This window comes from Psychrobacter sp. Ps1 (genome assembly GCF_022129425.1).
In the GTDB taxonomy this organism is placed as follows: Bacteria; Pseudomonadota; Gammaproteobacteria; order Pseudomonadales; family Moraxellaceae; genus Psychrobacter.
In genome coordinates this window covers 1-12,164 of record NZ_JADQAN010000024.1, presented here as the reverse complement: position 1 = coordinate 12,164, position 12,164 = coordinate 1, and the positions used below count along the sequence as shown (strand labels likewise).

The following is a 12,164-nucleotide window of genomic DNA, read 5'->3' as shown; positions in this document are numbered from 1 at the left end:
GAGGCACTTCTTAGGAATATCAGGAACGGTAGCTAAACGGTCAGCAGTGACGGATCAATGATATCGACATTTGGTTAGACGTAGCGAAGTAGAGTAATGCAAGTCAGTGCGAGCACAGCTTACGCTACCAGCGCTCACGACGGACAAATACTAACCACGAGACAAAAATACCGACTAATAGACTGATCAAAACGGTAAACGCACCGTATAGAAATAACTGTCCTTTACTTTCGTAAACCAAGACATTTACTTGAGTCTGTAAATCGTTCACTTGACGCTGTAGTTGTGCATTACGGCTGAGCAATTCTTGATTGGCAGCTGACAATGCTTTAGTAGATGGTTGCAACTGTGCCGCCAAGGTATCATTAATATCTAGCGCTGAGTTTTTCGTTGGCAAAGCGCGCGCCGCTACTGGCCCAGTCAACGGCAGCACAGCTGTCGGATCGGTTGCATCGACAGCAGGTGTTATGGGCGCAGTAGGTGCAGCCTGCACCGAAACGGCTGTCACTAACATGAGGCCAGTCAGGGCACTTTTGTAGAAGCAGGTAGGTGAAAAAGAGACTCTCTGGATCACGATGCAGCTACTTGATTATTACTGTCAGTTGGTGCTGGCAATGCTTGAACAAATGGTTTGATATCGACATGACTATACACGCCATCACGTAAGTAAGGCTCATCGTTTGCCCATGCTTGAGCCGCTTCGATAGAGTCAAAGTCTGCAATGATTAAGCTGCCTGACATATCACTTTTGCCATGCTCGATAGGCGTTGGACCTGCGATAACGAGACGGCCTTGTTGATGCAATGCTTTTAAGCGTTCAATATGTTCAGTACGAGTGATCAGACGTTGTGCACTGCTATTAGCCACGTCATGACCAATGATTGCAAATAAAGACATGAGACTTCCTTAGTGAATAATAAAAAAGTAATGATGAGCTTATATGGGCTTAGTATAAACGTCATAGCGACAAAGTGATTGCTGCTATGACCAGGCAACAGAAACTATTTAGTGGCTTTGTCTGTTAGGGCAGGGTTGAGATGCTTTTTTAGTACAGCAAATTGAGCCACAACAAACACCAGCATAATCGGAATCCAACCATAGGTCTTAAAGTTGATCCATGCTTCATCTGACATTGTGAACGCTGTGATATAATGTAGTACAGCCATTAGGGCAAAAAACAGCGCCCAAGCAACGGTCAGCTTTTTCCAGCCGCTAAGCGTCAGGGTAAATACCTCTTTCATAGCAAGCTGCATCAATGGCTTATTAATAGCGGCACTGACGAATAGCGTCAATGCAAAAATACCATTGATAATGGGCGACTTCCAACGCAGATAAATATCATCACGTAGCAGTAATGTGCCGCCGCAGAATAAAATCGTTAATAATAAGACAACCCATTGCTGCTTATCAAACTTACCTTTTTGACGAATAAAATGAATGGCGTAAACGATAATAGTGGCGACGAGCAAAGCCCCTGCCGCTGCTAAAATACCGTTATAACGCGCCGCGATAAAAAAGGCAATTAAGGGAATAAAGTCTAATAATGCTTTCATAGCAAAGGGTATGTCCAACAAAAACGTATGGGGTAGTTTACACGTCTACCGCACCAAAAAAAAGCAATCAACACGATAATCATGCGATATACGCAACCTACAGAGTAATACTTTCTTATTGCGCCTGATGACCATGTCACTGGCCAAATATAAACATAAATACAGCACCGATAACTGCTAAATCTACAGAATCAGCAAGACAAACTACAACGCACATAATAGTAACAATGACTGTCTGCTCACTAGCTTTTATTCTACTTCTATTTTATTTAACACTTTAAGGCTCAGCTTATGAAAATCGACTTACATTGCCATAGTACTTGTTCAGATGGTACCTACGCACCGACCGAGGTCATACAGCGTGCCCATGCAGCGGGTATCAACGTATTGGCATTGACTGACCATGACACGCTGGCAGGGATTGATGAGGCAAGAGACGCTGCCAGTGCCTGCGATATGCAAATTATTAATGGCGTTGAAATCAGCTGTGAGCATACGTTAAGCGGTGGTTACGGAAAGAATAAGTCTACCAATAAAATTATTCACGTACTTGGACTGGACTTTACTGATCGCGAAAAAATGCACGCAACGCTGCAGCAACTGCAAGACAGTCGAGCCACTCGTGGTCAGCGTATCGCTGAAAAATTGAGCGAGTTATTAGATATTAATTATGATGAGCTATGGCAAGCAGTGCTCGGTAAAGCAGGCGGTAACCCACAAGCAGTCGGGCGCGCCCATATTGGACAGGTATTGTTTGAGCGCGGTGAAGTCAAAACCGTTCAAAAAGCCTTTGATAAGTACCTAGCAGATAACAAACCTGCTTATGTAGCAATCGAGGCGTTGACTATGCAGCATGGTATCGAGCTGATTCATGCTTGCGGCGGCAAAGCGGTGCTCGCACATCCTACGCGATATCAACTATCAGCGACACGCGTGCGTAAACTAATCGAAGAGTTTGCGCAGCTTGGCGGAGATGCTTGTGAGCTACCAGCCACTAGTGAGCCGATTAGTACACGCAGAATGGTCGACCGTAGCCTTGCTGAGCATGATCTTGCGGCATCTATTGGTAGTGACTTTCATGGTAGTAACATGCCTTGGCGACGTTTGGGCGATGTTCCTACTTTAAATGATGATCAGCAAGGGGTTTGGGAATCTTTTGCAACGCTTGCTTAGTGAATAGGATTTACCTTTTTACAGTTACTTCTAATAAGGTTATTTCCAATAGCGATAGGGCCTTATTTATCATGATGAATAAGGCCAAGAATGGGTAAGTAAACAAAATTGCATTCATAGAGAAATTATTGGGAAATAAATGCGTAAAATAGATTGATAATAGGACCAGAACTTGTAACACTTGATGTGGAAATTTCAGAGCGAACAATATGCTTTGGCTTTGATTTTAGCACTTATCTATTCAACGCATTTATACCTTTTAATGTATTTATACTCTCTGCGGTAACCCTTCTATGGCTGTATCGATATCCCATCTAGGTTACAACAAAATCTCTCAAATGATTTTTGAGTGGCAAGCAGCTGACCGAACATCGCTGATGGCCTTATTTATCGTGTTAGAGGTATCATTGCATTGGTTCTGGTGCTTGTATGTCTGGTGGCAGCAAGATGCGTTAAACACCTATGTGAACATACATTATCTATATCCATTATGGCTTGGGATTAGCTTTGTTGGACTGTTTTTTTTGTGCATGGTAAAAGGCTTATTTCACTCAAGCAACGACAACGAAATTGTTTTAAGTCGATGGCAGATAGCTTTGGTTTTGGTTTACACCGCTTACATTTCTACTGTTATTGTGATGATAGGGTACAGCAGTCTGTTTGCAGGCGTGTCGCTCGTCGGCGCTGCTATGCTAGGTATGATGTTGATCAGGCGCCGCTATGCTTGGCGTATGTTTTGGCTGCATATTATCTTGATGCTATTAGCGATCATGTCACCTTACTTTGGTATCAGTCTGCCTAATTTACGCCAGTTGACCGTCATTCATCCCATGCTCGAGAGTCATAACTATCTAACTTACAACGAGATCATGGCTGCTGAAAATGCGGTGGCTGCGTTAGCTTTTGAAAACAACGTCTTAAATTGGGATAGTATCAGCGAGCTACAGCGCTCATCCGCATTTTTTTGGCGGTCGACGCATTTATATTTAGCGCTGCCGAAAGCAATTTTTATAGTCTATATGTTCCGTGCCTTACTGTTGGTATTAGATGATAGTCGATTTGAGACCTTACGACATGCAAATCAGGACGAGCTTACTCAGCTTAAAAATCGTCGCTACGGTCTGAAAAAAATGAAGTATGCCTTGGCTACTGTGCGAGAATATCAAGACTTAAGCGTCATGCTGTTAGATTTGGACTGGTTCAAACAGATTAACGATAATTATGGACACGATGTAGGTGATCAGGTTCTGATTGAAATCTCGCAGACGCTATCGCAGTCGTTAACAGATAAGACTATTATCAGTCGCTATGGCGGCGAAGAGTTTTTAATTGTCCTACCAGACACGAAGCATGATAGCGCTATGATGATTGCCGAGCAATTACGGCTAAATATTGCTGAACATGTCATGAAGATTGAAGGTCTGGCTGATTTTAATGTGACAGCAAGCTTTGGGTTATATACCTTAACTCACGAAGAGCGAGATTGTATCGCGCAAGGCTACAAAACGATCACACAGCAAAAGACTGTCGCTCGAACGTCACCTCTTATCAAGCCAATTGCTACTCAGCGCGCGGAAAGCAAAATAGCCTCAATGCAAAAGCTGCCTAGTGATATCTGCCAACGACTTATTAGCATAGCGGATAAAGCCTTATATGAAGCCAAGCACCGTGGTCGCAATCAAGTTGTCAGTGCAAACGAGATGTGGGCCGAAAAAGAAGGCGGTAAGCAATCGCTCTATAAAAGTCGCTAGTCGTTCATAAACAGCCATACCCCTAACACTATATAAGTATTATTAGTATGGCTGATATTCTATTGATTGGTCCAATTGAGGCTTTGATGTAATACAATCAAGACGCTAATTGCTGTACTAAACTTGCGAGCACACTTGTGGCAAAGCTACCCGTAGTCAAAGTAAAGTTTAATACCAGCGTCTGATCGTCCGACCATTCCCAGCTTAACGCCTCAATCGGTAGACGTAGCGCTCGTCTTTGCGCCTTAATATCGCGCTGCTCTAATCCAGTTGCTAGTTGCATGAGTAGGGGGCTGTGTTGTACTACCTCGGTCTCTAAATCTGCAGCACTACCGGTGACTTTATCGTTACCCGTGCCCCAGAGCACGGCAGTTGGATGAATATCGCCACTATCAATACGAGCATACAACGTATCATCTAGTGTCTCACTAGTGAATATCGATCCTGAACCGTCCAAATTAAACACTTCACCTGCTAGGCCAGTGTTCCAGCTGCCATCGCGTACCCGTGCTGCCAATATCTCATTAAATATCAAGCTACGTGCAGCAGACAATTCCATCGTATTTTGCTCGCGCGGGGCACGCTTACGTTTGCTCTTTTTTGGTTGCGGGCGAGGCTCTCGTGGCGGACGAGCAAATAGTGATAAAGCCTCTCTGACGTTATTACCTTGACGACCAAAACGCTGTGGACCAAAATAATTGGGTACACCGTTTTTGCCAATGCGCGTTAGATGCTGCTCGACGGCCTCTTTTGAAGATAGTAGTTGCTCAGGTGATACGTTACTTTTGTCATCAACGCTCGCAAACTGGATATCACGTAAAGTAATGACAAATTGATTGGCACGGTGCGTACCGCGATTGAGTTTTTTATTGTGCCAGTGCTGCGCAAGTATAGTGACAGTCTCATTTGCACCGATATCTACCGGTGCAAACTCAGTAGGCGGTAATTGTTTTTTTGGTATTCGTAGACTAAACCACTGGGTCGTCAATGCATGACGATCCTTCAAGCCTGAGTAGCCGACATCACGCAATGGAATGTCAGCCCATTCTGACAGTAGTTTCGCCAGATAAGCGGTATTCATGCCTGATTTTTCGATATGCAACCATAGATGCTCACCTTCACCAGTGAAGTCTAACGGCAATAGCTCATTAACGATAAAATCAGTCGTATTGGCTTTATAAGTCGCTTGCTGTATTGGCTGCAAACTTGGCTGAGGCAAATTTTCAGTATCTGTAATAGCAGCAATATCCATATGAGTCATATCAATTTGCTCACTAGCTGTTCGATCAATAGTAGCAGCTTGGCTATCTAAACTATCTTGAGAAGTAGTTATTTCGTTTTGGTTGTCTTGAGAAGTCATAAGGTCGTCTTTTATTTTGTTTATTAATAATGATTAGAAGTAAAAAGAGTGCGCAAAGCAAATTTGCATAATTACGTTTTGCAACGCAGCAAACATACAAAAAAACATCGTGTGCGAGGCGCTCTTGCTACTATCAATGCATAGCATATTAAAAATAATAGGATAAGTTGAATTTGTCTGGTTGGTTACGGTCATTTTCAACCTGCTGTCATTAGACATCATTATAACTGTTAAGGAAGCATTATGACCGACGCAACGATCAACACAGTCACTATCAGTAAAGCGGATATCCCAAGCGGTGGTATGAAATCGTATAAGCAAGAAGACGATAGTATCATTTTAATCACTCGCGATGACGATGAGTTCCGTGCATTCGATGGTAAATGCCCACATGCGGGTGCGGATTTGGGTAACGGATTACGCTGTGGCAATCGGGTAGTTTGTCCTTGGCATCATGCGACTTTTGATAGTCGTGACGGCTCACTATTAGAGCCGATAGCGACTAAAGGTTTGACCCAGTATGAGCTGACTCATGATGGTGATAATTTGACAGTTGATACCTCAGCTCAGGTAACGGGGCAGGCCGAAAATGACAAATTGACTAATACCCATACTATTATCGTTGGCGGTGGCGGTGCAGGATTTATGACGGCCGACCAGTTGCGTCAGGGTGGCTATGGCGGCAAGATTACGTTGATTAGTAAAGAGGATAAGGCTCCTTACAATCGTCCTTTATTATCCAAAGCGTTTTTGGCAGGCAAGATGGACGAGAATAAGCTGCTCTTGGGCGGTGCTGACTGGGCGGATAACAACAATATTGAGTTACGCCTCAACCAGACAGTTAGCGAAGTGCTACCCAATGAAGCGACCGTCGTCATAGAGGATAATGATGGCAACAGCGAGCGACAGACTGCAGACTTCTTGGTTGTCGCCACTGGTGCTGAACCAAACTTACCACCTATCAAAGGTACTGAGATAGATGGCGTATATACGCTACGTAGCATGAATGATGCCAAACTAATTAAAGCGGCCAGTCATGATCAGCGTGTGGTGATCATCGGTACAGGTTTTATCGGTATGGAGACCGCTTCGGCATTAGCACAAGCTGGTACGACAGCTTTTATTACAGTGATTGGACAAGGTAGCCGCGTGATGGGCAATATTGTCTCTGAAACGGTGAGTAATGCCTTAGTTAAATTACATGAAGAGAAGGGCATTAACTTTGTGTTTGACGCAACCGTCAATGAAATTACTAAGGTTGATCGTCAAGTGGACAAGGATGGAGATAATAATAATCAGGCTTTCTCAAATGTAGGCGGTGTCACGCTGGCGAATGGCGAGCATATTGATGCCGATATCGTGATATTGGGTACTGGCGTGTCTCCACGTACAGAGATATTGAGCGAAGTTAACGATCCAGATGGTGTACAAGTCGATGCGCATCTACAGCTGCGCGATGGCGTCTACGCGCTAGGTGATATTGCAAAAGTCAGCAATAAAATGGGTCGCATGCGTATCGAGCATTGGCGCGTGGCGCTGCAGCATGGCATGGTCACAGCTGCTGCAATCCTAAGTGACGACAGTGTTGACTCACTGGAAACGCGTATTCCTTTCTTCTGGACCATGCAATATGGCAAGAGCCTACGCTATAGCGGTCATGCCGAGACACCAGATCACAATATCCTACTTGGTACGCCAGATACGCATGATTATATAGAATACTATTTCGATGATGAAGGCGAAGATACACGGGCTAGTGCCGCAAGTACGCTTGGACGTGATAAAGAGCTGGTTGCTTTCTCTGAGCTATTACGCCTTGGTCATGCGCCGACACGTGCGCAGCTTAATGCAGGGCTTGATATTATTGAGCAAGCGCATGTATTATCGCGCTAGTACTATAAAACAATAAGTATTAGTATTTGGGGCATGTCATCAATTAGCATATGAATACATTTAGTGGTCTTAAAATGGCTAAATTTTGCTAAACATTGTCAGAAATCTTACAAATATATTCATATTAACGGCAGTTTTTTCCTCGTTTATCTACAATTTTTCTCATTATAAGCCGCACAATCTAATTAATGACATACCCCTAGACTGGCTTAGTGATCTAAGTCAGTTTTTTTATAGTTAAATCTATATAGATCCGCTACATCGTCACCCTCATTAAGTATACTAATGTATCACTTGCATTCGGTTTTCTTGTATCGAAATTATTTGAATGCAACTATACATAGACGGAAAAGGAAAAATTATAATATGAGCGACAATAATATAAATGACAGCAATGTAAACACAGATCACTTTAGTAAAGAGTCGGTATTTTTGCGTGAAGCGACATTAGATGATATTGGCGCACTTGAGCAGTTATTGAATTGCTGCTATCGGGAGACGGCAGGTTGGACCAATGAGGCCGACTTAATCGGCGGTATCAGGACTACATCAGCGGAGCTCGCCGCCGTAATCAATGATCCTAATCACTATTACTTCGTTTATCCGAAAACCACAACTGGCGACCGTGATGGAGAAGAAACGGGTGAAATACTTGGCTGTATCGCTGTCGATATCAAAACCAATGCTGACGCAAATAAGAAAGCTTATATCGGCATGTTTGCGGTACATCCTTTGCTACAAGGGAAGGGTGTTGGCAATGTGATACTACATGCAGCTGAGACCTTTGCAGATCGCCACTTACAGTCGCTGAATCAGCCTAGCCGTCTGACCATGTCTATACTAAGTCATCGTCCTGAGCTTTTGGCTTACTATCAGCGCCGTGGTTATAAGTTCAATGGTAATAAAATGCCGTTTCCAAACGATGGCAATAATGGCGAGCCAAAGCGTGATGATTTAGAGCTATTAGAACTCGAAAAAATCGTTAGCTAATCAAGTTGGCTTAGTAAAAAACACTAAAAAATACTCTATCTAAATTAACCCCAGAAATACCCAAAAGTCATAAACAGACCGATACTCAGCAGCATAAATGCCACAATAATTAAGCGCTTGAACCAGTTAAATGCTGGCAAGCGCGTGGCATTATCATCCGACATTAGGTAAGCAAACAAAAACAATAGGCTTGCTGCTAATGTCATGATGCCAAGCCCAATCGGTAATATAAATAAGTACACCTGCCACACAGTCATCTCTCAACGGTCAGTATTAATCGCATCATAACAGCATCAGGATTGCGCTGTCAGTATGCCTTGCTTTAAATTTTTCAAAGCAAATAATGATTAGAAAAATACAGTAGTCATCAGTGCGATATAAAAGTAATGAGCCAGTTTTAGACCTACGAAGCTATATGCTTACGTCATGACTGACAATAAAAAAGGACGCCCAAATGGCATCCTTTTTTATAATAGTTAAGAATAAGAGAAACGTTAAACAGTGAGCTTAACGCATTGTCACAAACTCTTCTGAGCCAGTTGGATGGATGGCAACGGTATTGTCAAAATCAGCTTTAGTCGCGCCCATTTTGATAGCGACTGCAAAGCCCTGAATCATCTCATCAACACCAAAGCCAATACCATGCAGGCCAATGACTTTTTCGTCATCGCCCAAGCATACTAGCTTCATGGTGCATTTTTGACGATGTTGAGTGACCGCGCTATACATATCGGTAAAGCTTGAGGTATAACATTTGATGTTTTCTTTGCCATAGCGTTCCACCGCGTCGATTTCAGATAGCCCAATCGTACCGATAGCCGGATGGGTAAAAATCACCGTCGGTATCAATGTATAGTCTAAATGCTCATTGGGCTTATTGTTAAACAAACGCTCAGATAAGCGGCGACCAGCGGCAATCGCGACTGGCGTTAAATCAACGCTATTTTCGATAATATCGCCAACCGCATAAATACCATCGACGTTGGTATTCTGGAACTTATCGACTTTGATTTTACCCGTCTCAGTCGTGGCAACTCCTGTTACTTGTAGGTTTATACCGTCTGTCGATGGTGCACGACCAATCGCCCAGATCAAGCAGTCAACAGTATCGATACAGTCTTCACCGCCATCGTTGGTGGTCAAATCCAGGCTGTCATCGTCATTTTTAGTGACTTCACTGATCACCGTGTTGGTGTGTAACTTAATGCCAGCTTGTTCCATCTCTATCAGCAAAGTCTCTACGATAGTATGGTCAAACGTACGTAGTGGCGAGTGTTTACGTACATACAAATGCACTTCGGCACCCAGACTGTTTAACACGCCTGCGATCTCGACAGCGATATAGCCTGCACCTACAATCGCCACACGTTTTGGCAAATGATTCAACGCAAAAAAGCCGTCAGAGTCGATGCCGTATTCTGCGCCTTTGATATCTGGCTGAATCGGATGACCGCCCGTAGCAATCAAAATATGATCAGCGGTAATCAGCTCGCCATTTACTTCTACGGTATTGGTATCGACAAACTTGGCAAAGCCTTTGATCACTTCGACGCCGTTTTTGGCCAAGTTATTGTCATAAGCGCGGTGAATGTTTTCAATATATTGTTGACGGCTCTGTACCAGCTTTTGGAAGTCAAAACCTTTTAACTCAACATCAAAACCATAGTCTGGTGCATATTTATGGATGGCTTCAGCCACTTGCGAGCCATACCACATTACTTTTTTGGGCACACAGCCCAAATTCACACAAGTGCCACCCAGTTGGTTGGCTTCGATAATGGCGCATTTTTTACCGTAGCTCGCTGCGCGGTTGAGTGATGCGATGCCGCCGCTACCGCCGCCAATAGAGATATAGTCATAATGTTTGGTCATAATACGGTCTCTTTATTAAGTTGTTATTGGTGCTGTTTCTGACTCTACTGTAATGGGTCTTATCATCCATCTTACAAGTTTTTTATGGTTAGGATGTGTTGAGTCGCTTGAGTCTCAACAGTGCTTGGTTAAGAAAAGCTTAGCATTTAGATATTTAAATCTACTCAAACCCATCTATACAATAGGGCGACGTCTATAAAATAACAGCCCAGGGATAGACAAGCCAAGCACCAATCCTGAGGTCACAAACAGCGCTTCAAACAAATACACCATCATTTGGCTAAACAACTCGTCTGAAAAGCCAAAGTAACCTATCTGTACCATACTGACCATCGCCTTATAAGCGGCGATACCAGGCATCATACAAATGACGCTAGGCGAGATGAGCGCTTTGGGCGGTAGAGTATATTTCTTAGAAAAGTACACACCCAAAAAGCTAGCAAGCATCGCCCCAAAAAAGCTAGCAACCACGATATGGATGTGCTGATAAACGAGTGCTGTCTTCAACCCAAAGCCAAAAGCCGTCATCAGTAAACAAGGCAAGATATAGCGTTTGGGTACGCTAAACATTAGCGTCCAACCAAGGGTAATGATACAAGACAGTACGACGGTTTTAATAAACCACATCTTAAAACCCCCAGTGCTGTATGCGAAGTAAAACCAGTGCCATTACGATACCGACACACGCGGATAAGGTGAGCATATAGGTAAAGACCGCACGCCCAACGCCAATATTGACATAGCCTTTTAAAATATCGGACAAAGAGTTAATCAAAGGAAAGCTGGGCACCAGCAACAGTACGCTGGAGGCAACAGCGATATCCGCATTATTACCAATATCAAAGTAATAGGTCGTCGCGCCAATGAGCGAGGCAATAAAAGCTGTCACAATGACCGTGATAAAAGGATTAAAGTGGTGCTTGGATAAATAAATACGAGTAAACATCGCCACCATACCCGCGATGAATGTCACCGCCGTAATCGACCAACTACCGCCATTCAGATAAGCAAACGCCGCACATGAGGCACCAACAAATATACTTACTAGCCACGTTGGGTATACGGTCTTATCTAACTCATCAAAAGCAAGGGTAGTGCGGTCAATCAAGTCATTGTGATCGATAGTAGATTCAGTCTTATTAACAATTTGCTGAATTTGTACCAATAAATTGACATTGATGCTCTGATTGATCGTGTCTCTGGTAGTGGTGATACAGCGTTCGTCACAGATAGTCGTCAAGGTAATGGCATTAAAGTTCAGCGAACATTCGACGCTGTTCATTCCCAAGGCAAGCCCCAAGCGTTTGGATAAGTCCACCACCACGGCAGACTCAGCGCCATACTGCATAAGGAGTAGTCCGCAGCGCACGCATAGTCGAGTAATGCGCTGCTGCTTTACGTAGCTGATAGAAGTCATGGATGAGATACGCAGGTTGGTTGGTATTGATACGCTATTATAAAGGGTATAGGTGCTGATGCGCAGGCATTAACAGATATTAGACCTCTTGCAAAAGTCATAATTTAAGCTCGGAATTAATGATACCAGCAAACAGCTTCATTCTAAGATCATAG

12 protein-coding genes are annotated in these 12,164 nt (G+C 43.5%); 4 read left to right on the top strand and 8 right to left on the bottom strand.

Going from position 1 to position 12,164, the window contains the following annotated elements; translation table 11 throughout:
- Nucleotides 1-124: 124 nt before the first annotated feature.
- The 3 genes from I3249_RS11370 to ispZ form a co-directional block, all read right to left on the bottom strand.
- Nucleotides 125-514 (bottom strand): hypothetical protein, encoded by a 390-nt coding sequence (locus tag I3249_RS11370; protein WP_238070035.1) that lies wholly within the window; start codon nt 512-514, stop codon nt 125-127.
- A 56-nt stretch (nt 515-570) separates the two neighbouring features.
- Nucleotides 571-897, bottom strand: a complete 327-nt coding sequence (locus tag I3249_RS11365; protein ID WP_102092803.1) for a YciI family protein — start codon at nt 895-897, stop codon at nt 571-573.
- 104 nt (nt 898-1,001) lie between these two features.
- Nucleotides 1,002-1,553 (bottom strand): septation protein IspZ, encoded by a 552-nt coding sequence (ispZ, locus tag I3249_RS11360; protein ID WP_101205812.1) that lies wholly within the window; start codon nt 1,551-1,553, stop codon nt 1,002-1,004.
- Nucleotides 1,554-1,844: 291 nt separating this feature from the next.
- Between ispZ and I3249_RS11355 the strand changes: the two genes are divergently transcribed.
- Both I3249_RS11355 and I3249_RS11350 read left to right on the top strand, forming a co-directional pair.
- On the top strand, nt 1,845-2,726 hold the full coding sequence (locus tag I3249_RS11355; protein WP_238070034.1) for a PHP domain-containing protein: 882 nt from the start codon (nt 1,845-1,847) through the stop codon (nt 2,724-2,726).
- Between the two features lie 293 nt (nt 2,727-3,019).
- Nucleotides 3,020-4,477: a GGDEF domain-containing protein gene (locus tag I3249_RS11350; protein ID WP_238070033.1), complete on the top strand. Its 1,458-nt coding sequence runs from the start codon at nt 3,020-3,022 to the stop codon at nt 4,475-4,477.
- Nucleotides 4,478-4,574: 97 nt separating this feature from the next.
- Here I3249_RS11350 and I3249_RS11345 read toward each other — a convergent pair whose 3' ends face one another.
- On the bottom strand, nt 4,575-5,729 hold the full coding sequence (locus tag I3249_RS11345) for a tRNA pseudouridine(13) synthase TruD (RefSeq protein ID WP_238070056.1): 1,155 nt from the start codon (nt 5,727-5,729) through the stop codon (nt 4,575-4,577).
- A gap of 351 nt (nt 5,730-6,080) precedes the next feature.
- Here I3249_RS11345 and I3249_RS11340 point away from each other — a divergent pair, with 351 nt between their 5' ends.
- A complete protein-coding gene (locus I3249_RS11340; protein ID WP_238070032.1) occupies nt 6,081-7,730 on the top strand; it encodes an FAD-dependent oxidoreductase in 1,650 nt (549 codons plus the stop codon).
- Nucleotides 7,731-8,096: 366 nt separating this feature from the next.
- Nucleotides 8,097-8,720 (top strand): GNAT family N-acetyltransferase, encoded by a 624-nt coding sequence (locus tag I3249_RS11335; RefSeq protein WP_238070031.1) that lies wholly within the window; start codon nt 8,097-8,099, stop codon nt 8,718-8,720.
- Between the two features lie 44 nt (nt 8,721-8,764).
- On the opposite strand, the gene I3249_RS11330 is transcribed toward I3249_RS11335, so the two are convergent.
- The 4 genes from I3249_RS11330 to I3249_RS11315 form a co-directional block, all read right to left on the bottom strand.
- The gene (locus tag I3249_RS11330) at nt 8,765-8,926 is read right to left on the bottom strand and encodes a hypothetical protein (RefSeq protein WP_238070030.1); all 162 of its coding nucleotides are present in this window, start codon (nt 8,924-8,926) and stop codon (nt 8,765-8,767) included.
- Nucleotides 8,927-9,227: 301 nt separating this feature from the next.
- On the bottom strand, nt 9,228-10,592 hold the full coding sequence (gene gorA / locus I3249_RS11325; RefSeq protein ID WP_238070029.1) for a glutathione-disulfide reductase: 1,365 nt from the start codon (nt 10,590-10,592) through the stop codon (nt 9,228-9,230).
- 174 nt (nt 10,593-10,766) lie between these two features.
- Nucleotides 10,767-11,219 carry a threonine/serine exporter family protein gene (locus I3249_RS11320; RefSeq protein WP_160022269.1) on the bottom strand — a complete coding sequence of 151 codons (453 nt, stop codon included), beginning with the start codon at nt 11,217-11,219 and terminating at the stop codon, nt 10,767-10,769.
- A gap of 1 nt (nt 11,220) precedes the next feature.
- Nucleotides 11,221-12,009: a threonine/serine exporter family protein gene (locus I3249_RS11315; RefSeq protein ID WP_238070028.1), complete on the bottom strand. Its 789-nt coding sequence runs from the start codon at nt 12,007-12,009 to the stop codon at nt 11,221-11,223.
- Nucleotides 12,010-12,164 lie beyond the last annotated feature (155 nt).